The sequence below is a fragment of the Alcanivorax sp. genome, assembly GCF_040118815.1.
In the GTDB taxonomy this organism is placed as follows: Bacteria; Pseudomonadota; Gammaproteobacteria; order Pseudomonadales; family Alcanivoracaceae; genus Alcanivorax.
In genome coordinates, this window is record NZ_JBEDTC010000002.1 from 25,806 (window position 1) to 45,987 (window position 20,182).

The window sequence follows — 20,182 nt, forward strand, 5'->3', positions numbered from 1 at the left end:
TGCCTTAACCGATCAGTGACCCTTTGAGGGTCCGTTTGAGATCGACGCGGATGTTCTCCGCCTCTTCGAGGGTGGCATCCATGTTTTCGTGCGTGGGATAACGCATGAAGATCTGGCCGTCCGGGCTGACCAGAAAAATATCGCCAATGGGCTGGCTGGCGTCGGGGGTATACACCGGCGCCAGTGCCTGAGTGACATCGGTAGAAGCCGCATGGATGGACACCATGCCGTCCACCTTGTCGGTGAGAAAGGTCTGTAATTCGGTGTTTGCCGGGGTGGTATGCAGAATCATCCGACGTACCCGCTTCGTGTCTTCGCCCAAGGTCAGCCGTACCTGTTGTACCTGATAATAAAGGCCATTTTTGCAACGGGTATCGCAGCCTTCGCCAGCCACATAGAGCAGGGTCCACTGGTTACCCATGTGATTGCCGTCGTAGGGTTGCTGGTCGCTGTCAGTGGCGTTCAGGCTCGCCATGTCGATGTGCGGAATCAGCAGTTGGCCCTTGTTGACCTTGGGCAGCTCCTGGACATCAACCAAGTAGCGTCCGGCCAGAAAAAACAGAACAAAGGGCGCAATGATGGCTAACAAAGTGACCCTGCTCTTGGTCCGTGGAGTCATTACTGTTCCTCTCGCGTCTTACGTGCTTTGCGCCGGTTTCGGAGTGCGGCGGCAACATATATCAGCAGGGCGGCCAGTGCCAGTGCGAACCACTGCAATGCGTAGGCTTTGTGCCGTTCCGGGCCCATCACGGTCACGTCCTGCCAGTGCCGGGGTAGCGGTGCGTTGCTACCCAGCGCCAGTTCAGGGGTGACCCGGATTTCGAAGGGCGCCAATTCTACCCCAAGTTGTTCACCAATAGCGTCAAAATCCACTTTCTGAACCCGTAATGGCCACTGATTGTCGGGCAATGGCATGTCCTTGAGCACAAAAGCATCACGGGAAGGGCGGTATGCCACTCCAGTGACGGTCAAGTTTCCTGTAATGGGGGCGATGGCTGGCAGTTTGGCGCGATCGTTGCCCCGGGGCAGCCAGCCCCGGTTGACCAGAACCCATTGCCCTTTGTGGGTTTCAAATGGAGTCAACAGGTGGTAGCCGGCTACGCGGTTCAGCGTGCGGTTATCCAACAGCAAGTTGTGGGCGTTATCAAAATGGCCGGAAATCGATGCGCGCCGGTGCATGGGGTCCGCGTCGGCCTGCAAGGTGGGCAAGTCTGCCGGCGGCAGGGTGGCCCGCTCGCTCTGTTCTGTGAGCCACTGGCGCTTTTCGTCGGCCCGGTCCAGTTGCCACAAGGCCAACCGCAGACAGATTCCGGCCACAATCAAGGTGGCGATCAGTGCGATCCAGGGTGCCCGGCGGTGAGTGTGAGGCATGGTTGTCTGCCCTCGTGACAGCAGTGGCGTGGTGAAAACGGCGGCTTGCCCGGTCCGTGGGCGACAGCGCAGGTCAGATAGTGCGTGCACTGGAAGAGTCGGCCATTACAATAGCCGCATAAATGGCGGTCCCGCAGCGATTCTCGGCTTGTCCACACAGCAATGGCGGCACATTGTACATAGCTGGCCGGGCTTTTCACCCAGGGAATTCTGGCGGTGCTTCGCTGGCACGGAGCGGGACGCCATAGCAATGCATTGAAGGAGGTAAAGAGTATGTGGTGGGTAAAGCTGATTGTGGTGCTTCTTCTGCTGGCGGCAATGATTTCTCTGGGGCGTGCGCTCATGTCGCTGGTAAAAGGGCAGGGCAAAGAAGGCAAGACTATGCGCGCGCTGGCTTGGCGTGTGGGTTTTTCCGTTGCGGTGTTTCTGTTCATTCTGCTCAGTATGATGATGGGTTGGATTCAGCCTCACGATGTGAACCCGACCTTGCGCTATGGCGAGCCGATTCAATCCGGCGAGGTGGCCCCTTCCCGAACTCCGGCGCAGTAACGCTTTGGCGCAGGTAGCGCGCTGCTTGTAAAAGGCCGGTAAAAACCCCGCTGATCAGTGAACGAAGGCGGAAAAGACGTCTCTGATACGGTAACTCGCCTTGAGCGAGATGCGCGGAGAAGGGCCAGCAAGGATGGCCAGGGAGCACGGACGCGCTTCCCCGCTTCTTTTATTGAGCTGTCTGATAACTGGCCGACCCTCTCAGGGAGTCAGCAGACGGGCCCGCTGCAGCAGGAGACGAAGATGGAGTTGATGACACGGTTTGCGCTGATTCTGTTTGTTCGCATGGTTGCGCGGGCTGAACAGGCCATGTTGCTGGCCCAAAGCGCCCGCACTGAGCTTTCGGCGGTGCGCTCTATGGCGCGAAATCACGTCTCTCGGGATACCTCCCGCTAGCAGAAGATTTTTTTGGTCTGGTGGGAACCTTTGAATCAGCCTGCGGACTAATTCAGTAGGCAAAATACGTTTTCTCCTCTTAGTAATATCAGGCAACCCTCGGGGCGCTCGGTCTAACCGGCGCCCTTCTTTTTTGCCGATTTGCGGCCGCAACACGCCGTGTCACCTTATGGGCTGCTGGTCAGCCTGATTTGACTCTGTTCGGGCTATTTGGGTGGTGCTGGCGGAATGGGGAAGGGGGAAACATTGTTGGTGCGTGGTTGGCTGTGTGATTCAGTGATCTTGCCGACGCCTTCTTTTTCTACCTCATCAATACGAATCACCGCATGCATGGGGATATAAGACCGTAATACTCCTGAGAACTCCGTCTTCAGCTTTTCTTCTGCCGGGTCCACCAGCACGCCGTTGCGTTCATCAAACAGGAATTCTTCCACCTCGATAAACCCGTGCAGGTCGCTTTGGTATATCTCCGAGGCATAGACTTCGTAGGTTTGCCCTTGGTTCTGGAATATGACGCGGTAAATGGGACGGCGTTTCGGCATGGGGGAGAGGGGCGCTGGGTAGTGGAACAGGGGCTGAGTGTAGCATAGTGTGTGGCAATCGTATCTGCCTGAAAGGCTTGATAAACCCTACGTTTCGGCTGGACTTTAGCCAAGCGAATGACTAGAGTTGGCGCCCATAAATGCAGTGGGACAATTTGCCACACCTCCGGCAATTCAATGAAATCAGCATAGCGGTAAATAGCTACTTGATTTTATTGGGTTTTGCCTCCCATGTGACACGTTAAGCGGCCGCCCCCTTGGCCGTGGATGTGACTGGGGAAGGTCTGGTGACCGTTTCGCTGCATCAATCCTGAAACTCGCTTTCCAGGCGCCGGTAACGGCAAAGAACAAGCGTGCCTGTAACGGGGTAGCGCTGGGGAAAACAGGGAGCAAACGCATGCAGTCAACTCTGTTCCACCGCGCGGCGGCGGGTCTGACGTCACTGATGATCAGTGGTATGACCTTCGCTAGCGACTGGACTGAACGTTCCGATCTCGACCTGCGACCGGGGGTAACCCAAGTCAGCCAGGATGTTCAAGATCTTCACACCACCGTTCTCTGGATCGTGACCGTTATCGGTCTGCTGGTCTGTGGCCTGATTCTGTTCTCGATGATCCGCCACCGCCGTTCCAAGAACCCGAATCCTTCCACCTTCCACGAAAACGTGTTTTTCGAGGTGCTGTGGACAGTGATCCCCTTCGTTATCCTGATCGCCATGGCCGTTCCGGCCACCCGCGTACTGGTTCAGCTGGACGATACTGCTGAGTCAGAATTGACGGTGAAGGTGACTGGTTATCGCTGGAAGTGGAGTTACGAGTACCTGACGTACGAAGATGACAACGATATTGGTGTCTCTTTCTTCTCCAACCTGGCCACTCCCCCGGAGCAGTACAACAACCCGGTACTTGCCGGTGGCTTGTTCCCTTACGGCACGGCGAAAGATCTGGTCGGTAAGGACGCTCCCGAAAAAGGGCACAACTACATGCTGGAAGTGGATAAGAAATTGCGTATCCCGTCCGGCCAGAAAGTGCGCTTCCTGGTGACCTCCGACGACGTGATCCACTCTTTCTGGGTGCCTGATCTTGGTGGCAAAAAAGACGCTATTCCCGGTTTCGTTAACGAAACCTGGGCGTTGGTGCCAGAAGGCAAAGAAGGGACTTACTACGGCCAGTGTGCGGAACTGTGTGGCAAGAACCACGCCTTCATGCCGATTGCCGTAGAAGTGGTGACCCAGGACGAGTTCAAGACCTGGATTGCTGAAGAGAAAGAAAAAGCGGCCTCTGGCCCGGATCTGACGCCGTTTGCCGGCATCGATCAGGCGCTGGAAGAAGGCAAGCAAGTTTACGACAGCGCCTGTGCCCTGTGTCACGGTGCCAATGGTGAAGGCGGTATCGGCCTGGCGTTTGCCGGTACGGAGTTTGCCACCAATAAAGAGCACCTGAACGAACACATCGATGTGTTGGTGAATGGCCGTGCCGCCATGCCCAACTTCAAGGCTCAGCTGACACCTCGCCAGATTGCGGCGGTGATCACCTACGAGCGTAATGCTTTCGGCAACGATACCGGCGATCTGATCCAGCCCGCCGACGTTAACGACCACGAATAAGGGAGGGGATAGCAATGTCTACTGCAGCTGCAACCCATGATGATCATCACGATCATCACCACGCCCCGACCGGCCTGAAACGTTGGCTGTTCAGCACCAACCACAAAGATATCGGTACCTTGTATCTGTGGTTCAGCTTCGCCATGTTCCTGTCCGGCGGTTTCCTTGCCATGGTAATTCGTGCCGAGCTGCTCGAGCCTGGCATGCAATTCGTGGATCCGGAATTCTTCAACCAGATGACCACCGTGCACGGCTTGGTCATGGTATTCGGCGCGGTGATGCCCGCCACGGTTGGCCTGGCCAACTGGATGATTCCCTTGATGATCGGGGCGCCGGATATGGCGCTGCCGCGGATGAACAACTGGTCCTTCTGGATCCTGCCTTTTGCGTTTACCATCCTGATCGGTTCAGTGGTGTTGAGTGCCTTTGGTGCCGGTAACCCCAGCGCACCGAACTTTGGCTGGACCTTCTATGCGCCGCTGTCCACCAAGTACGGGCCGGCGTCCACGGATCTGTTCATCCTTTCGGTTCACATGATGGGTATTTCTTCCATCATGGGTGCGATCAATGTGGTAGTAACCGTCTTCAACATGCGTGCCCCAGGCATGACTCTGATGAAGATGCCTCTGTTCGTATGGACCTGGCTGATCACGGCCTTCCTGCTGATCGCGGTAATCCCGGTTCTGGCCGGTGCGGTCACCATGATGCTGACGGATCGCCACTTCGGCACCAGCTTCTTCGATGCCGCCGGTGGCGGTGACCCGGTATTGTTCCAGCATATTTTCTGGTTCTTCGGGCATCCTGAAGTGTACATCATGATCCTGCCGAGCTTCGGTATCGTGTCAGCGATCATCCCGGCCTTTGCCCGCAAGCCGCTGTTCGGTTACGCCTCCATGGTGTACGCGACTGCGTCCATTGCGCTGCTGTCCTTCGTGGTATGGGCTCACCACATGTTTACTGTGGGCATGCCGCTGGCCGGCACCTTGTTCTTCATGTACATGACCATGTTGATCTCCGTGCCCACCGGCGTGAAGGTGTTCAACTGGGTGGCCACCATGTGGCGCGGGTCCATGACCTTCGAACTGCCGATGAAGTGGGCCATCGCCTTTGTGGTGCTGTTTACCTGTGGCGGTCTGTCCGGCCTGATGCTGGCGATTACCCCGGTGGACTTCCAGTACCATGACACCTACTTCGTGGTGGCGCATTTCCACTACGTGCTGGTGACCGGTGCCATCTTCTCCATCTTCGCTGCCGCTTACTACTGGCTGCCGAAGTGGTCCGGGATCATGCCCAACAAGACCCTGGGTGAGCTGCATTTCTGGAACTCGCTGATTTCTTCCAACTTGCTGTTCTTCCCCATGCACTTCGTGGGCCTGGCCGGCATGCCGCGTCGTTACGCTGACTACGCACTGCAGTTTGCGGACTACAATTTCTGGATTTCCATTGGCGGCTTCTGGTTTGGTCTGTCACAGCTGCTGTTCCTGGCGATCACTGTGCTGTGCGCCATGAAGAAAGGCGAAAAAGCTCCGGCTAAACCGTGGGAAGGTGCTGAAGGTTTGGAATGGGAAGTGCCGTCACCGGCGCCGTTCCACACCTATGACACCCCGCCGGTAGTCAAGTAACAGAGAGTGAAGTAACAGAGACTGACGGAGGCACCATGAGCGACGAACAGCTCAGTGTTGAACAGCGCAACAAGCGCACGCTGAAAAAGCTGTTGATCTGGGCGGTGGCCATGTTTGGCTTCGCCTTCCTCATGGTGCCCTTTTATAACGTTATCTGTGATGTCACCGGACTGAATGGAAAAACATCCAGTACGGCGGCCACCCAAGTGCCTGAAAACGTGGTGGCAGACCGTACCGTGACGGTGGAATTTATCACCCAGAAAGGCGATGGGATCAGTGGGGAGTTTTCCTCTGAAACCAGGCGGGTAAAAGTGCATCCGGGGGAAATTACTTTGGTGCATTTTTTCGCAAGCAACCCGACGTCATCGGACATGATTACCCAGAGCATCCCGTCGGTCACACCGGGGGAAGCGGCGCGATACCTGCACAAGACACAGTGTTTCTGTTTTGATCAGCAAACATTGCTGGCGGGTGAGCGTAAAGACATGCCGATGATTTTCTATCTGGACCCGGAAATTCCCAGTCACATTAACCAATTCACTCTGTCGTATACGATCTTCGATGTGACAGAGCGGGTCGCCGGTAAAAACAACAGCGTGGCTGCTAACTAGAACAGCCGGTTGTAGAGGAGATTTTTTAATGGCTACTGAAAAGTATTACGTTCCCGAGAGCAGCCCCTGGCCGCTGACCGCGTCCATTGGCTTGTTCATGACCGCCATCGGTGGTGCGCATTTCATCCAGCAGAGCACCATGGCAGACATGGAGCCCAGCTTCATCGGCAAGCCGCTGTTCTTCCTGGGACTGACGTGGTTGCTGGTGGTGATCGCCCTGTGGTGGCGTGACACGATCAAGGAATCTGTCGGCGGCCTGCACAGCAACCAGCTGGGCGGCTCTTACCGTCAGGGTATGTTGTGGTTCATCTTTTCCGAGGTGATGTTCTTCGCGGCCTTCTTTGGCGCCATGTTCTACACCCGCTGGTTGATCCTGCCGTGGTTGTCCGGGGAAGGCAGCAACGCCATGACCCACGAGCTGCTGTGGCCGAACTTCCAGGCCATGTGGCCGCTGACGTTGACTCCGGCTGGTGATACTACTCAAGCCATGGGCGCATGGGGCTTGCCGGCCATCAACACCGCTATTCTGTTGGTGTCTTCTATTACTTTGACTATCGCTCACCACGCTCTGCTGGAAGGTAAGCGTGGCATGTTGATTGTTTTCCAGGCAGCCACAGTCGTGTTGGGTGTAATCTTCCTGGGTTTGCAGGCATTGGAATATGTTCATGCCTATGACATGGGGCTGACATTGGATGCCGGTATCTACGGTAGCCTGTTCTTCCTGCTCACCGGGTTCCATGGTGCGCACGTGACTATCGGTACCATCTTCCTGTTTGTGACCTTGGTGCGTGTGATCAAAGGGCACTTTGATGAAGAGAACAACTTCGCCTGGGAAGCGGGTGCCTGGTACTGGCACTTCGTGGACGTGGTATGGCTGTTCCTGTTTATCACCGTCTATTGGTTGTAATCCGGTTCAGCAAAAAAGGCGCCCATAGGGCGCCTTTTTTTTGTCTGATAGTTAACGACTGACGCTAATAATGGTGTGTGTTGCGTCGAGAATGCGGATGATCTGATGAGCGATAACCAGTTCGGTAACACCGTTTACCGGGCGCCGGATCTGGGCATGTTTCGGTAAGTAATACCGGTTCAGGCGTAAATCATGTGGCAGATTTTGTCCTGCATAAGCGAAGCGATACCAGCTGGCATCGTAGTGGCGTCGGGGGGTAACGTAGTGGCGATTCCATGATGGTTTTTTGCCAACATGCACCACGTGTGCCTGCGGATGAAAATAGGGCTTTTCAGGGTGATGCTTGTGAGCATTGTTCCACGCCGGTGGCGAGGCAATGGCCTGGTTGCCCAGACTGCTGACGAGGATGGTGGCGGTAGCGATAATTCCTTTACGCATGAAAACCTCCTAAGCCAAATGACGCTTCATGTGGCTGAGTGACTGAGGCCTTCAGGGTAATAAGAGAATGTGCAAGCAACGCGCATGCATTGTGAAACATCAGCAAGGATTGTCGCAGTGAAGCCTGGATGGAAATACCGGTCTTGCTGGCAAGAATGGCTGGTGAAAAGCGATGGGAGAGAAGGAAGACGGTCTGGTTAGGCCTAGCCGTAACCAGACGCTTCTGTGTGCTGTCAGGCGTCAGGCGTCAGACACTGGGTCAACCACTGGCCAACCTCGCGGATTTGCTCCAGGCAGACCATGTGTTCCATGGGGTAGCTGCGGTATTGCGGGGAATAGCCCAGTTCGGTAAGGGTGGCTACGGCGCGTTGGCCCAGTTGTTCGGGGACCATGGGGTCCATGCTGCCGTGGCAGATCATCACGGGAAGCTTGGCATTGGCTTCGCTGGGTGTGACAGGCATGGCCATGTAGGTGGAGAGCGCGAGCAGGCCAGCCAGGGGTTTGGGCTGACGCAGGGCCGCTTGGTACGCGACCGCGCCACCTTGGGAAAAACCGGCAATGATGATGCGTTCGCTGGGAATGCCGCGGGCGATTTCCCGCTCAATCAGTGCATCCACCGCATCGGCAGAAGCCAGCACGCCGGCTTCGTCGACTTTACGATCAATATCCATGGCGAGAATATCGTACCAGGCGGGCATCACCATGCCGCCGTTGACCGTCACAGGAATCTGCGGCGCATGGGGAAAGATAAACCGCACGGAGAGATCGGCAGGCAACTGAAGCTCCGGCACGATGGGTTCGAAATCGTTTCCGCTGGCGCCTAAACCGTGTAGCCAGATGACACTGGCGGTGGCGCTTGTGGTCGGTTCGATTTCAACACAAGGCAATACTTCGCTCATAACTAGTCTCCTCCCGAAACAATAATTCGTACGGCTTCCAGCTGACAGCGGGCTTCGCTGAGGCATTTTTCCAAAGCGTGTGTTTGTGCTTCCAGGGCCTGCACTTCTTCGTGACGAACCGCCGGGTTTTTGGCCTGCAGGGCTTTCAGTCGCGCCAGTTCATGGGCTTGTTCGGCGCGCATTTTTTCCTGAGCAGCGGCAATGATGCTTTCTGCTTCCTGGCTGGCGCTGGTTTCGTCGGCCTTCAGCAATTTCTCCAGCAGAGACTTTTGGCTGCCAACGATCTTGCGGCTGAGCGGCTTGTCCATCTTGTGACATTGCTGGCTCAGACCGTCGTGGCTGATGGCTTGGCTAATATTCTTGCCGTTGGCATCCAGCAGGTGACGGATCACCGTGGTGGGCAAGAAGCGATCCGCTTGAAGATGTTTCGGCGCTACCGCATCCACCGTGTAAATGGCTTCGATTAGCAGCGTGCCGGCTTTGATTTTCGGGTTCTTGAGCATGCTCACGGCGGCTTTACCGCGATGCTCGGTAAGCATCATCTCCAGGCTGCCGGTGACCATGGGATGCTCCCAGGTCAGGAATTGCATGTCGTCACGGGCCAGCGCGGTGGCCCGGTTATCCGTCATGGTCACGCCTTCTTCCGGCAAGGCAGGGAACGCATCGCGCATGTGAGGACCGGGTTTGAGGATGATGGCGGTATCGGAATGATCTTCCTGCTCTACACCGTAGCGATCAAAGATGCGCTGCATGAAAGGCAGAGGGCTGTCGTCATCCGCGGCGATCAGGTCGGTGATTAACGTTTCAGCGCGCTCACTGTCGAAAGAGCTCAGCTCCAGCAGGCGATCGCGGCCTGTCTCCAGCAGCGTATGCAGCTCGTTGGTAATGGTGCGGGTGTCGTCGACCAGTGCTTCGATGGCGGTGTATTCCGGGTCGCCAGTAAGCAGTGGCTCCAGCGCGTCGCGGCTGCGCAGGTAGATATCGTGGCCAGCCGGGTTGGTGTGCTCGAAGGCATTCATGCCGTCGTGATACCAGCGGAACAGCACTTCCTGAGCGTGCTGCTCGAAGTAGGGGACGTGAATCTGGATATCGTCGGTCTGGCCGATACGGTCCAGGCGGCCAATACGCTGCTCCAGCAGGTCCGGGTTTAGCGGCAGGTCCAATAGCACCAAATGATGGGCAAATTGGAAGTTGCGGCCTTCAGAGCCGATTTCGGAACAAATCAGTGCCTGGGCGCCATCAAAGTCGTCCGCAAAAAAGGCGGCGGCCCGGTCCCGCTCTATCAGGTCCATGTCTTCATGGAACATCGCCACGTTCATGCCCAGCTTGTAGTTGCAGTGAGCATGCAGGTCGGTGGCGGTGTGTTTGCTGGCACAAATCACCAGCACTTTGTCGTGGCGGTGTTGCTTGAAGAAGTTCTCCAGCCAGTTCACGCGTGGGTCCAGGCCACACCAGCGGTCATCGTGGAACAGGGTTTCCGGGTGCAGGTGGCCGTCTACTTCTTCGTCACTGTCGTACTTGTATTCGTCCGGCAGGGTCAGGGGAATACCGTGTACGTGGCGGGCCGGAAAACCGGCAATGTTGTGGCGGGTGTTACGGAACATGACGCGGCCAGGGCCGGAGCGGTCCAGCAGCTCTGTTTGAATGGCGTCGCGATCCGCTTCGTCAATATTCATATCCGGCAGCAGGGCAACGGCTTCTTCTTTCAGTGCCGTATCCCAGCGGGGTTCGTCATGCAAACGGCCGGCCAGCGCCGCCACATCCTGATAGTGAGCTTGCTCGTCCTTGAACGCTTCCAGGCTGGGATAACGTTCCGGGTCGAGCAGACGCAGGCGAGCGTAATGGCTTTCCAGGCCCAATTGCTCGGGTGTTGCGGTGAGCAGCAATAGCCCTCGCGCCTGTTGGGCAATGGTTTCCACGCGCTGGTAATCGTCGCTGGCCTGCTGGGCAGACCATTCCAGGTGATGGGCTTCATCAACCACCAGTAGATCCCAGTCGGCGGCGGCGAGCTGGTCGATATCGCACTCGCTGAGAAAATCGGTGCTGCAGAGAATCAATTGCTCGCTGAGGAACGGGTTATCGTCACCGCTGGCGGCGCTGACGGCACCGGTGTCTTCTTCTGAATCCTCGTCCGGTGTGCTTTCGTCTTCAATAATCTGCGCCAGCATGTCTTTGATGCTGGTTTCCGGCTGCAAGGCGTTAAGGCGCTCGGCATCAAAAATGGAGAAATGCAGATTGAAGCGGCGCACCATTTCCACAAACCACTGGTGGACCAGGGGGGAGGGTACGACCACCAGCACGCGCTTGGCCCGGCCGGTAAGCAGTTGCTGATGCAGGATCAGGCCGGCTTCGATGGTTTTCCCCAGGCCCACTTCGTCGGCAAGCAACACCCGTGGGGCAAAGCGGTTGGCTACCTGGTCGGCGATATACAGCTGGTGACCAATTAGGTCGATGCGTGGGCCGCGCAACCCCTTGATGGTGGATTGCTGCTGACGACAGTGGGCATTGAGTGCATCGATACGCAGCTCAAACCAGCGATTGGATGACAGCTGGTTGGACAGCAGGCGGTCCAGTGCTGCTGTCAGGCGCAGGGTGTGGCCCAGGTTGGTTTCTGGCACCGGCTGAATATCGTCCGGATTGCCGTCCTTTGGGTGCGCCATGTAGACCTTGAGGCCGTTGAGCTCGTTAACCTCGGTGACCACCAGCTCCATCTCATCAGCGGTGCGGATGGTGTCACCGCTGTCGAAGGTGACTCGGGACAGCGGGGCATTGTTCTTTGCGTAGGTGCGCTCTTCCTCTACCGCCGGGTATTCCACGGTGACCAGTCGGTAATCCAATTCCTTGATGATGCCGAGGCCCAGCTCGGTTTCGGATTCGCTCAGCCAGCGTTGGCCGGGGATAAAGTCAGTCATTGTTGCTGCCGGTGATTGCTTGGGGGGCGAATTATACGGGTTTGTACGGCCCCCTTCGATGGGTGAAACCTATTGAATCTGATTTCGGAACCAGCGGCGGGTGGCCTCATCGGCGGGGAAGTAGTGTTCGATGCGCAGTTCTTCCATGACTACGTCGAGGGCGGTGCCGAAGCTGGCCAGGGTGGAGAAGCTTCGCAGGCGCTGGCCGGCCAGTTCAATTTCTAGCGTCATCATGGGCTCGTTGCGGTCCGTGCTGGGCTGCTGGTGCAGCAGCTCGTCCAGATTGGCGAGCGCTGCCAGCCGGTCAAGCAGCGCGGCCAGCGCCGGGTCCGGGCGAGCCTGTTGATCACGGTGCAGGCGGCGCAACAGAAAGCCAGCTACCTCATCCCAGTTACACAGGAATGGCCGGTAGCCTTGGGGATGGAAGACCAGTTCGATCACATTTGCGGTTTGCGCAAAGGGGCCGCGTTCCTGAATCATCAAGCCGACTAGCCGCTGTTGGGCCTCGTTGGCCATTAACACGTTCCAGTGGGCATCAAGAACAACCGCAGGGAACGGATTATGGTTGCTGAGCATGACTGTGAGCGCTTCGCGCACCGGGGCCATGTTGTCACTGCTGAGATCGGCCTCGGTGAAGGCCGGTGCATAACCGGCGGCCAGCAGCAGCCGATTGGTATCCCGGCAGTTCAATTCCATTTCCAGTGCCAGGCGCTTCAGCATGGTCGGGCTGGGTTGGCTACGACCGGTTTCGATAAAACTCAGGTGCCGGCTGGACACATCGGCCCGTAACGCCAGTTCCAGCTGGCTGAGGCGGCGGGCTTTGCGCAGTTCTGCGAGGATCTGGCCGGTCTGCATTGGGGTTCTCTTCTTCCAGTGGCGGGTCAGCATGGCCATGGCAGCCGGGCTTCTCCATTACCTCTGAGGTAATTGTTTCACTTCCTTGTTCGGCAGAGGCTGAATCTAACACTAACCGGCCCGCTGCGGTAATCCGCAAGTCGGCTCCAAACCTGGAGGTGCACCATGCCCTGGACATCACTCAAACATGCGTTGCTATTCAACGCAGCCTGCTCAACCTTGTTGGGGGCCACGCTATTGCTGGCCCCGGATGGGCTGGCGTCACTGATGGGCGAATTCAGCCCGTTGATACTGATGGCTCTCGGCGCTGCCTTGCTGATCTTCGCGGCCGATGTGGCTTTTGTGGCGACGCGACCATTCATTTCGCCGGGACTGGCCAAAATGATTACCGTGGCTGATCTGGCTTGGGTGGTGGCGACGCCCATGGTCATGATGCTGGCTGCATCCTGGTTATCATTCTGGGGGCATCTGGTGTTGCTGGATGTGGCATTGCTGGTGGGTATCTGTGCCCTTTTCCAATGGCGGGGGCTGCGGGCGCAACCGCTTAAGGAACAACAGCGTACTGTCCGTGGCGCTGCACAGTCGCAACCGGGAGGCCGATCATGATCGAGATTACCGCTCTGGGCTTCCTGCTGATGGGTCTGGTTGCCCTGGTGTCACCACGGCGGGTAACCCGCTGTGTTGCCTTTACCGAACAGCCGGTGGCGGCTGCCCGTAACGAGGTGCGTGCTGTCTATGGCGGCTTTGGGGTGGCTATGGGCGGGTTGTTGATTGCCTGCCGCGATTATCCGCAATGGCGTGACGGAGTGTTGCTCGCCCTAGCGCTGGCATTGCTGGGCATGGCGGCCGGCAGGTTGGTGTCCTGGGGTGTGGATCGCCGGCTGGATGGCTTTCCGGCCTTGTTTCTGATGGCAGAGGTGGGGCTGGGAATAGGGCTGCTGTTCTCCTTGTAAGCGATGTCACTGTAACGAACCAAGTAACATTTGCGGTATGCTCGGGTAACGATTTTCCGCCACGGTGATAAGGTATGGGCGATATCCTGCCGTTCAAAAAACCGCAAAAGAAAACGCCGCGTAAAGGCATGTGCCAGCATGACTTCCACAAGTGGGTGGTCTGCAAGGAAAAGCAATTCGATGTGAAGCAGGGAAAGCTGGTGACTGTCTATCGCTGTGACCGCTGCGGAAAAGAAAAAGTGAAAGCGCACTAACCGGGTAACCCTGATGCTTGAAATGCGATCCAGTTGTGAAAGTTGCCAGTGCTCATTGGCTGCTGGGGCGGAAGCCTATATCTGCTCCTATGAATGCACCTTTTGTGTGGATTGTTGCACCATTCATGCAAGCCGCTGCCCCAACTGCCAGGGCGAGCTGGTGAAGCGCCCTCGCCGTCAGGAGGCCAGCAATGAAAGCTCCTGAGTCAGTTTCTTTGCCAGGCGGTGCGGGCTATACCTTGCCGGTAAATTGGTACCCGGCAGATAGTGCCAGTGGCGCTGTGGTGTTGATGGCGGCTTTAGGCATGGGCGCTCGCTTTTATCTGCCACTGGCAAAGGCGTTACAGGCGGCCGGGTTGAATGTGGCCTTATTGGAGCAGCGTGGCCATGGCGAGAGCCCCTGGCGCCCGTCACGCAGCTGCGACTGGGGCTTTCGTGAGCCACTGGTCAATGAAATTCCGGTAGCTCTGGATTGGGTGAAAAGCCGCTCCGCTAGATTGCCGGTTTATCTAATGGGCCACTCCTTGGGCGGGCATTATTCCGCCATGGCGTCTGGCGTCTATGGTGGGCAAATAGACGGCATTATTCTGGCTGCCTGCGGTAGCCCTTGGCTGGGCGGATTTACCGGAGCGACCCGCAGTAAGCTGAAATTTCTCTGCGCCATGATTCCGCCTGCATCGTCGATACTGGGTTACTACCCGGGGGACAAGCTAGGGTTCGGCGGCCGTGAAGCCAGAACCTTGATGCAGGACTGGCTAGCTCTGGCGAAAACCAACCGTTATCAGGCCAATGGCTTTAGCGATGACCTGGATTGTGGCATCGCGCAATATAGTGGGCCAGTGTTGAGCCTGCGTATGGCGGATGATGCTTTTGCGCCGCCAGCGTCTGTGGAGGCGGTAGTAGAAAAATTTATCACAGCCACGGTAAGCAACGTGGTGCTGGATGAGCAGATGCTGGGTGACCGCGCTGACCATTTTCGCTGGGCGCGTTCCCCGACGGCCACGGTGCAGCAGATTGTTCACTGGCATGTAAAACAACAAAGCGGGAAGGAGTGAGGGCGCTATCAGGTCTGATTTACATCATGAGCCTTCTCTGTTTATTCGCGATTAAACCAATAAAAGGATGCCTCCATGGCCATCGTGTTGCACCAGTTTCCGATTTCCCATTATTGCGAAAAAATCCGTTGGGCACTGGATTACAAGGGGTTGGACTATCGGCTGAAGAACCACCTTCCGGGCCTGCACTTCAAGAAAATGAAAGCCGTGGTGCCGTTTAGCAGTGTGCCGGTTCTGGAGCACGATGGACATTACGTGCAAGGCTCTGCGGCGATTATCAGCTACCTGGATACAAAGTTTCCGGCGCGCCCATTAACGCCGCAGGCTTCGGAAGCCCGGGAGGAGGCATTACGTTGGGAAACATTCTGCGATGACAACATTGGCCCCCATGTGCGCCGTTTTTGTTACCACACCTTGCTGGACCATCCGGATCTGGTGATTCCCTTTTTCGCCCAGGGTGGCCCTTTCTGGGGAAAGGCATTTCTACGCATGATTTTCCCGAAACTGCAGGGGGTAATGCGCAAAGCCATGCAAATTCGCGAACCCCAGGTTAGCGAAAGTCGCGTGACGCTGGAGCAAGCTATTCAGACACTGTCACAGGCGTATGGTGAACGACCCTACCTGGCTGGTGAGCAATTTTCCCGGGCGGATCTGGCGGCGGCCAGCTTGCTGGCCCCACTATTCATGCCGCCGCAGTACGGCCTGAAGTGGCCCTCGACCATGCCAGAGCCCTTGCAGAGCTGGGTAGACAGCCAGGCTGAGTCTTTAGCGCCTTTCCAGCGTTTCTATCAGGAGCACCGGCGCTAACATTCTGTCTACACTCCTATTCGTGGAGGCTGCACAGGGAATCCCACCTAAAAAGGGGGCGCCGGACCTCCCTGTGATTTTCTGATTATCAATCCAGCACCATGATGGTTTGGCCTGCGTTGATCTGCTGGCCTTCCTGTCGGGTAAGGGCGATGACCTTGCCGGTGGCGGGGGCTGAAATTTCGATTTCCATTTTCATGGATTCCAGCACGGCTACCACGTCCCCCTGTTTCACCTCGTCGCCTTCTTGCACGTTCAATTTCCAGATGCTACCCGCTACTGGCGACTCCACCGGGGTGCCTTCCACATCGTCAGCGCCGTTGTCGGCGTCCAGGTCCTGTTCTGACTGGAAATTGATCTGGCCGCTTTCTACCCAGCGTTGTAGTTCTTCGTCGAAGGCCTGGTTGCGGGCGTCGGTGAAGGTGGTGATGTCCTGTTGGTTGTCATCAAGAAATTGCTGGTATTCATTCAGGCTGAAGGTGGTTTCTTCCACTTGAATGGGATACTGCCCTTTGGGGAAATCCCGACGGATCTGGTTGAGTTCTTCGTGGCTCACTTCGTAGAAGCGAATTTGATCAAAGAAACGCAGCAGCCAGGGTTGGTCAAAGGCTTCAGTCTTTCGGTAGCGATTCCACATCTGCAGTGTGCGACCGACAAATTGATAGCCGCCGGGGCCTTCCATGCCGTACACGCACAGGTAGGCGCCCCCGATACCCACGGAATTCTCTGCGGTCCAGGTGCGGGCCGGGTTGTACTTGGTGGTCACCAGACGGTGACGGGGGTCGTAGGGGGTGGCCACCGGGGCACCCAGATAGACATCGCCCAAGCCCATTACCACATAGCTGGCGCTGAACAGGGTCTCTTTCACTTCGTCCACGCTACCCAGCCCATTAATACGGCGGATAAACTCCAGATTAGAGGGGCACCAGGGGGCATCTTTACGCACGGACTGCATGTACTTTTCGATGGCCTGATGGCAAGCCTCGTCGTCCCAGCTGAGTGGAATATTCACAATGCGGGAGGGGACTTCCAGGTCGTCCTGTTGTTGCAGTTCATGTTCTGCGCTGGCCAGTACATCCAGCAGTTGTTGGCGGGGCAAACGCTGAGGGTCGAAATGAACCTGCAGAGAACGAATCCCGGGGGTCAGTTCAATGACGCCCTCAAGCTGTTGTTGTTCCAGCCAAAGCATTAAGGCATGGGCGCGAAAGCGCAGGCGAAGGTCGAGCACCAGTGGGCCATACTCCACCAGCAGATAGCGATCGCCGGCGGCGCGATACACCACCTCCACGCCCGCTTCCGCTTCGCCAAGGCGGTTTAGCACCGGCGTGGTGATGTCGGCGCTTTCTGCCACTGCCTGTGGTGGCGTGAGAGCGACGACACAGTCGTTCTGGTCAGCTGCCAAGGCGTCGGCACTTGCAAGGCTTATCGCTTCAAAGCGCAGGGTGTCGCCGGCCTTTAATTGGCCCAGTTTCCAGCGGTCCGCCAGGACCACGGTGGCAGGGCAGACAAAGCCGCCCAGGGATGGGCCGTCCGGGCCGAGGATCACCGGCATGTCACCGGTGAAATCCACTGTCCCTACCGCGTAGGCATTGTCGTGAATGTTGGACGGGTGCATGCCGGCTTCGCCGCCGTCGCTGCGGGCCCAAGTCGGCTTTGGCCCGACTAGCCTGATACCGGTACGGCTGGAGTTGTAATGCACTTGCCAGTCGGTGGCAAAGAACATGGCCATGTCGTCGTCAGTGAAAAAGTCAGGCGCGCCATGGGGGCCGTAAATCACCCGTAAGGTCCAGTGGTTGCCCAGTGCGGGTTTCAGGCTGTCCGGCACAATAGCAGTGGCCGGTGCGGGTGCGGCTTGTTGGAAATGCAGTACATCTCCAGTGCGTAGCGCGCGACCCCCGTGGCCACCAAACTGACCCAGAGTGAAGGTGCTGCGTGAGCCGAGATAGGGGGTGCATTGCAGGCCACCGGCCACGGCCAGATAGGCGCGGGCACCGTCGCCGCTGACTTTACCTAATTGGAGCGTCTGCCCCGGTGCTATCTCAATGGCGCAATAGCTGGCAACCGGCTGGTCATCCAGTGTGGCCTGCATGTCCGCGCCGGTAAGCGCGATGCGCGTGGCCTGATTGAATTTCAGCGTGGGGCCGTTAAGGGTAAATTCCAGACCGGCGGCATTTTCATCGTTGCCCAGCAGACGGTTGCCCAGACGAAAACTCAGGTTATCGAAGGGGCCGGAAGGTGGGACCCCCACAGGCCAGTAACCACTGCGGCCGGGATAATCCTGCACGGTGGTAAGGGTGCCCCCGGCCAACACGTCCATGGTGAACGGCTGATAGCGGAAATCGTTCAAGTAGCGGGTGGTCATTTCACCCTGATCGAAAACCGGGTCGGCGAGAATGGCGCAAATATAATCCCGGTTAGTTTCTATGCCTTCTATGCTGGTTTCAGCCAGCGTGGCGTTCAATGCAGTCAAAGCATCATCGCGGCAGGTTTCGTGAACGATGACTTTGGCCAACATGGGGTCGAACAGGGGAGAAACAGTGAGGCCAGCTTCTATCCAGTGATCGATGCGGCGGGATTGTCCATTCGCATCGGGAAACGCTACCGCAGTCAGTAGCCCGGCGCTGGGCTGGAAATCCTTGTTCGGGTCTTCCGCGTAAATCCGTGCCTGAATGGCGTGGCCGCGGGCAGTCAGTTCGGTGCCGAGTTGTTCCAGAGCGGGCAGATCGCCGGCGGCCAGTTTTACCATCCATTCGACCAAGTCCACACCGTACACTTGTTCAGTGACACCATGCTCGACCTGCAGGCGGGTATTCACTTCCAGAAAGTAGAAGGCGTTGCTGTCCTGATCGAGAATGAACTCCACGGTGCCGGCATTGCGATACTGCACCGCTTCCATCAAGTTTTTTGCGGTGGCATGTAGATCCGCACGGACAGTGTCTGGCAGGTTCGGAGCTGGGGTTTCTTCCAGCACTTTCTGGTGGCGTCGCTGGGCGGAGCAATCACGTTCGCCGAGGGTGATGGCGTTACCTTGACCATCACCAAACACCTGCACTTCGATATGTCGTGCACGGGGGATATATTTTTCGATGAACACGCCATCGTTGGAAAAATTATTGGCGCTAAGCCGGCGAACGGTATCCCATGCCTTGTCCAGACTGTCCGCGTTTTCGCAAACCTGCATGCCAATGCCGCCACCACCGGCGGTACTCTTCAACATGATCGGGTAGCCAATGCTATCGGCGGCTTTTAACGCGGCGTTTTTGTCGGTGAGCAGAGGGGTGCCAGAAAGCAATGGCACCCCGGTGTCTTCTGCCAGGGCGCGGGCGGTGTGTTTTAGCCCGAAGGTGTTCATCTGATCCGGTGTGGGCCCGATAAAAGCAATCCCGCGGGCTTCGCAGCCTTTGACAAAATCAGGGTTCTCACTAAGAAAACCGTAGCCAGGATGTACCGCATCGACGCCGTGTTCTTCCATCAGTGCGAACAGGGCATCCTGATTCAGATAGGTCTCCCGAGCACCGCCTTCGCCCAGGCAGTAACACTCATCGGCCTGGCTAACGTGAAGGGAGTCCCGGTCGGCTTCCGCAAAGACCGCCACAGCAGTGACGCCCATTTTATTCAGAGTACGGGTAACTCGGGTGGCGATGGCGCCGCGGTTAGCAATCAGCACTTTGTTGAACATGACAGTGTCTCTTGACGGTAGCGGGCCGTCCCGCAGTAAATCCTTGCGCTGTCCGGGTCGTCCCGGCAGACGCGATCAATCGTTCCAGATCAGTACTTCGATCGGAGTCGGGTTGTATCCGTTGCAGGGGTTGTTCAATTGCGGGCAGTTTGAGATCAAAATGATCACGTCCATGCAGGCGGTCAGTTCCACATATTTGCCGGGGGCGGAAATGCCGTCTTCAAAGGTCAGGCCGCCTTCTGCGGTGACTGGCACGTTCATGAAAAAATTGATGTTATGGGTGATGTCTCGTTTGCCCAGAGCAAATTCCGGATGCTGGTTCACGGCGAGCATCCAGCTGTCACGGCAGGCATGCATGCAGCGTTTTTCCAGGTCGTAGCGCACGGTGTTGCTTTCTGTGGCGCAGGCGCCGCCCAGAGTATCGTGGCGGCCGCAAGTGTCAGCGACGATGTCCAGTAATGGATTAACCCGATTGGACATCAGCGTGGTGCCAGCGGTGAGGTAGACATTGCCCTGTTCGCGAATAGTATCCATGGCGCTGTAACGCTCGGCAGGATCCTCGGCACTGTAGAACAAGGTATCGGCGGCCTGGTTACCTTCCAGGTCGAGCAGTCGCACGGTTTGGCCTTGTTGCACGGTATGAATGAAGTAATCACCGGCGGCGACAATTTCACGAAAAGTGGCATTTTCCGGTTGTCTTGGGCTTTCTTTAATCATGGTGTTCTC

At 57.1% G+C, this 20,182-nt stretch carries 21 protein-coding genes; 12 read left to right on the top strand and 9 right to left on the bottom strand.

All coding sequences use genetic code 11. From position 1 onward, the window contains the following. Positions 1-4: 4 nt before the first annotated feature. Together ABNH18_RS02820 and ABNH18_RS02825 are read right to left on the bottom strand one after the other, a co-directional pair. Positions 5-619, bottom strand: a complete 615-nt coding sequence (locus tag ABNH18_RS02820) for a redox-active disulfide-containing membrane protein (protein ID WP_349381371.1) — start codon at positions 617-619, stop codon at positions 5-7. Then, entirely contained in the window at positions 619-1,371 is a 753-nt protein-coding gene (locus tag ABNH18_RS02825) for an SURF1 family protein (protein WP_349381372.1), read from the bottom strand. Before ABNH18_RS02825 ends, ABNH18_RS02820 begins: the two co-directional genes overlap by 1 nt. Positions 1,372-1,644: 273 nt before the next feature. On the opposite strand from ABNH18_RS02825, the gene ABNH18_RS02830 reads away from it, so the two are divergent. Then, entirely contained in the window at positions 1,645-1,920 is a 276-nt protein-coding gene (locus ABNH18_RS02830; protein ID WP_349381373.1) for a twin transmembrane helix small protein, read from the top strand. A gap of 243 nt (positions 1,921-2,163) precedes the next feature. Continuing rightward, the gene (locus ABNH18_RS02835; protein WP_349381374.1) at positions 2,164-2,316 is read left to right on the top strand and encodes a hypothetical protein; all 153 of its coding nucleotides are present in this window, start codon (positions 2,164-2,166) and stop codon (positions 2,314-2,316) included. A 206-nt stretch (positions 2,317-2,522) separates the two neighbouring features. Here ABNH18_RS02835 and ABNH18_RS02840 read toward each other — a convergent pair whose 3' ends face one another. After that, positions 2,523-2,858 carry a DUF1820 family protein gene (locus ABNH18_RS02840; protein WP_349381375.1) on the bottom strand — a complete coding sequence of 112 codons (336 nt, stop codon included), beginning with the start codon at positions 2,856-2,858 and terminating at the stop codon, positions 2,523-2,525. 397 nt (positions 2,859-3,255) lie between these two features. Between ABNH18_RS02840 and coxB the strand changes: the two genes are divergently transcribed. The 4 genes from coxB to ABNH18_RS02860 are packed head-to-tail and all read left to right on the top strand — an operon-like array spanning position 3,256 to position 7,604. Continuing rightward, positions 3,256-4,464, top strand: a complete 1,209-nt coding sequence (coxB, locus tag ABNH18_RS02845) for a cytochrome c oxidase subunit II (protein ID WP_349381376.1) — start codon at positions 3,256-3,258, stop codon at positions 4,462-4,464. A gap of 14 nt (positions 4,465-4,478) precedes the next feature. Next, positions 4,479-6,086 carry a cytochrome c oxidase subunit I gene (gene ctaD, locus ABNH18_RS02850; protein WP_349381377.1) on the top strand — a complete coding sequence of 536 codons (1,608 nt, stop codon included), beginning with the start codon at positions 4,479-4,481 and terminating at the stop codon, positions 6,084-6,086. A 35-nt stretch (positions 6,087-6,121) separates the two neighbouring features. Beyond that, the gene (locus ABNH18_RS02855) at positions 6,122-6,697 is read left to right on the top strand and encodes a cytochrome c oxidase assembly protein (protein ID WP_349381378.1); all 576 of its coding nucleotides are present in this window, start codon (positions 6,122-6,124) and stop codon (positions 6,695-6,697) included. Between the two features lie 28 nt (positions 6,698-6,725). Beyond that, positions 6,726-7,604, top strand: a complete 879-nt coding sequence (locus ABNH18_RS02860; RefSeq protein ID WP_349381379.1) for a cytochrome c oxidase subunit 3 — start codon at positions 6,726-6,728, stop codon at positions 7,602-7,604. A gap of 51 nt (positions 7,605-7,655) precedes the next feature. Here ABNH18_RS02860 and ABNH18_RS02865 read toward each other — a convergent pair whose 3' ends face one another. The 4 genes from ABNH18_RS02865 to ABNH18_RS02880 form a co-directional block, all read right to left on the bottom strand. Beyond that, the gene (locus ABNH18_RS02865) at positions 7,656-8,042 is read right to left on the bottom strand and encodes a hypothetical protein (protein ID WP_349381380.1); all 387 of its coding nucleotides are present in this window, start codon (positions 8,040-8,042) and stop codon (positions 7,656-7,658) included. 233 nt (positions 8,043-8,275) lie between these two features. Further along, entirely contained in the window at positions 8,276-8,941 is a 666-nt protein-coding gene (locus ABNH18_RS02870) for an alpha/beta hydrolase (protein ID WP_349381381.1), read from the bottom strand. 2 nt (positions 8,942-8,943) lie between these two features. Then, on the bottom strand, positions 8,944-11,853 hold the full coding sequence (gene rapA / locus ABNH18_RS02875; RefSeq protein ID WP_349381382.1) for an RNA polymerase-associated protein RapA: 2,910 nt from the start codon (positions 11,851-11,853) through the stop codon (positions 8,944-8,946). A 69-nt stretch (positions 11,854-11,922) separates the two neighbouring features. Then, complete coding sequence (locus tag ABNH18_RS02880; RefSeq protein ID WP_349381383.1) at positions 11,923-12,747, bottom strand: helix-turn-helix domain-containing protein; 825 nt, start codon at positions 12,745-12,747, stop codon at positions 11,923-11,925. Between the two features lie 126 nt (positions 12,748-12,873). Between ABNH18_RS02880 and ABNH18_RS02885 the strand changes: the two genes are divergently transcribed. From ABNH18_RS02885 to ABNH18_RS02910, 6 genes are all read left to right on the top strand, one after another. Then, complete coding sequence (locus ABNH18_RS02885) at positions 12,874-13,314, top strand: hypothetical protein (RefSeq protein ID WP_349381384.1); 441 nt, start codon at positions 12,874-12,876, stop codon at positions 13,312-13,314. Continuing rightward, on the top strand, positions 13,311-13,661 hold the full coding sequence (locus tag ABNH18_RS02890) for a DUF4345 family protein (protein WP_349381385.1): 351 nt from the start codon (positions 13,311-13,313) through the stop codon (positions 13,659-13,661). Before ABNH18_RS02885 ends, ABNH18_RS02890 begins: the two co-directional genes overlap by 4 nt. Before the next feature lie 74 nt (positions 13,662-13,735). After that, positions 13,736-13,915, top strand: a complete 180-nt coding sequence (locus ABNH18_RS02895) for a hypothetical protein (RefSeq protein WP_349381386.1) — start codon at positions 13,736-13,738, stop codon at positions 13,913-13,915. 22 nt (positions 13,916-13,937) lie between these two features. Further along, positions 13,938-14,120: a DUF1272 domain-containing protein gene (locus tag ABNH18_RS02900; protein ID WP_349381457.1), complete on the top strand. Its 183-nt coding sequence runs from the start codon at positions 13,938-13,940 to the stop codon at positions 14,118-14,120. Continuing rightward, the gene (locus ABNH18_RS02905; RefSeq protein ID WP_349381387.1) at positions 14,107-14,970 is read left to right on the top strand and encodes an alpha/beta hydrolase family protein; all 864 of its coding nucleotides are present in this window, start codon (positions 14,107-14,109) and stop codon (positions 14,968-14,970) included. Before ABNH18_RS02900 ends, ABNH18_RS02905 begins: the two co-directional genes overlap by 14 nt. Before the next feature lie 75 nt (positions 14,971-15,045). Continuing rightward, positions 15,046-15,777 carry a glutathione S-transferase family protein gene (locus ABNH18_RS02910; protein ID WP_349381388.1) on the top strand — a complete coding sequence of 244 codons (732 nt, stop codon included), beginning with the start codon at positions 15,046-15,048 and terminating at the stop codon, positions 15,775-15,777. Positions 15,778-15,865: 88 nt separating this feature from the next. On the opposite strand, the gene uca is transcribed toward ABNH18_RS02910, so the two are convergent. Further along, a complete protein-coding gene (gene uca / locus ABNH18_RS02915; protein ID WP_349381389.1) occupies positions 15,866-19,456 on the bottom strand; it encodes an urea carboxylase in 3,591 nt (1,196 codons plus the stop codon). 75 nt (positions 19,457-19,531) lie between these two features. Beyond that, entirely contained in the window at positions 19,532-20,173 is a 642-nt protein-coding gene (locus ABNH18_RS02920) for an urea amidolyase associated protein UAAP2 (protein ID WP_349381390.1), read from the bottom strand. Positions 20,174-20,182 lie beyond the last annotated feature (9 nt).

Bases quoted from the DNA above. Each gene is read 5' to 3' on its own strand.
- ABNH18_RS02890 (WP_349381385.1), top strand. From the start codon at position 13,311: ATGATCGAGATTACCGCTCTGGGCTTCCTGCTGATGGGTCTGGTTGCC.
- ABNH18_RS02840 (WP_349381375.1), bottom strand. From the start codon at position 2,858: ATGCCGAAACGCCGTCCCATTTACCGCGTCATATTCCAGAACCAAGGG.
- ABNH18_RS02880 (WP_349381383.1), bottom strand. From the start codon at position 12,747: ATGGCCATGCTGACCCGCCACTGGAAGAAGAGAACCCCAATGCAGACC.
- ABNH18_RS02855 (WP_349381378.1), top strand. From the start codon at position 6,122: ATGAGCGACGAACAGCTCAGTGTTGAACAGCGCAACAAGCGCACGCTG.
- ABNH18_RS02920 (WP_349381390.1), bottom strand. From the start codon at position 20,173: ATGATTAAAGAAAGCCCAAGACAACCGGAAAATGCCACTTTTCGTGAA.
- uca (WP_349381389.1), bottom strand. From the start codon at position 19,456: ATGTTCAACAAAGTGCTGATTGCTAACCGCGGCGCCATCGCCACCCGA.
- ABNH18_RS02835 (WP_349381374.1), top strand. From the start codon at position 2,164: ATGGAGTTGATGACACGGTTTGCGCTGATTCTGTTTGTTCGCATGGTT.
- ABNH18_RS02905 (WP_349381387.1), top strand. From the start codon at position 14,107: ATGAAAGCTCCTGAGTCAGTTTCTTTGCCAGGCGGTGCGGGCTATACC.
- ABNH18_RS02865 (WP_349381380.1), bottom strand. From the start codon at position 8,042: ATGCGTAAAGGAATTATCGCTACCGCCACCATCCTCGTCAGCAGTCTG.
- ctaD (WP_349381377.1), top strand. From the start codon at position 4,479: ATGTCTACTGCAGCTGCAACCCATGATGATCATCACGATCATCACCAC.
- ABNH18_RS02860 (WP_349381379.1), top strand. From the start codon at position 6,726: ATGGCTACTGAAAAGTATTACGTTCCCGAGAGCAGCCCCTGGCCGCTG.
- ABNH18_RS02830 (WP_349381373.1), top strand. From the start codon at position 1,645: ATGTGGTGGGTAAAGCTGATTGTGGTGCTTCTTCTGCTGGCGGCAATG.
- ABNH18_RS02825 (WP_349381372.1), bottom strand. From the start codon at position 1,371: ATGCCTCACACTCACCGCCGGGCACCCTGGATCGCACTGATCGCCACC.
- ABNH18_RS02885 (WP_349381384.1), top strand. From the start codon at position 12,874: ATGCCCTGGACATCACTCAAACATGCGTTGCTATTCAACGCAGCCTGC.
- ABNH18_RS02870 (WP_349381381.1), bottom strand. From the start codon at position 8,941: ATGAGCGAAGTATTGCCTTGTGTTGAAATCGAACCGACCACAAGCGCC.
- ABNH18_RS02910 (WP_349381388.1), top strand. From the start codon at position 15,046: ATGGCCATCGTGTTGCACCAGTTTCCGATTTCCCATTATTGCGAAAAA.
- ABNH18_RS02900 (WP_349381457.1), top strand. From the start codon at position 13,938: ATGCGATCCAGTTGTGAAAGTTGCCAGTGCTCATTGGCTGCTGGGGCG.
- rapA (WP_349381382.1), bottom strand. From the start codon at position 11,853: ATGACTGACTTTATCCCCGGCCAACGCTGGCTGAGCGAATCCGAAACC.
- ABNH18_RS02820 (WP_349381371.1), bottom strand. From the start codon at position 619: ATGACTCCACGGACCAAGAGCAGGGTCACTTTGTTAGCCATCATTGCG.
- ABNH18_RS02895 (WP_349381386.1), top strand. From the start codon at position 13,736: ATGGGCGATATCCTGCCGTTCAAAAAACCGCAAAAGAAAACGCCGCGT.
- coxB (WP_349381376.1), top strand. From the start codon at position 3,256: ATGCAGTCAACTCTGTTCCACCGCGCGGCGGCGGGTCTGACGTCACTG.